The sequence below is a fragment of the Tanticharoenia sakaeratensis NBRC 103193 genome (genome assembly GCF_000963885.1).
GTDB classification, from domain to species: Bacteria; Pseudomonadota; Alphaproteobacteria; order Acetobacterales; family Acetobacteraceae; genus Tanticharoenia; species Tanticharoenia sakaeratensis.
On sequence record NZ_BALE01000081.1, the window covers coordinates 1 to 338 of the forward strand.

General features: G+C 63.6%; 1 pseudogene. It reads left to right on the plus strand.

The annotated features are described in order from the left end of the window. A pseudogene (locus B8446_RS16380) lies at positions 1 to 270 on the plus strand (MFS transporter); the annotation flags it as partial. Between the last annotated feature and the right edge of the window lie 68 nt (positions 271 to 338).

Below are 338 nucleotides of genomic sequence, written 5' to 3' on the forward strand. Positions count from 1 at the left end.
CTGGCCGACCAGCTCGGCCGCGAGCGCTTCCGCACCTATCAGGCGCACGGCGTGTCGTGGCAGCATCCGGCACCGCTCCTGCCAAACGGCACGCCCGCTGCCCCGGGCAGCATCGCCGGTTTCCATCAGGAATTTGCCAAGCAGGCGGCCGTCCTGACGCTGAGCGATGATTTCCTCGTCTTTTCGGGGCTCATCGTCTTCCTGATGGTGCTGGTGCTGACCCTGCCGCAACGCACCTATCCGCCGCGCATCGTGCTGGCGAAGAAATAATCTCGACCCTCAGTTTCCATCCGCATTTTCTGACAGGACCGAGCACGCATGGCTGACGACGCGCAACA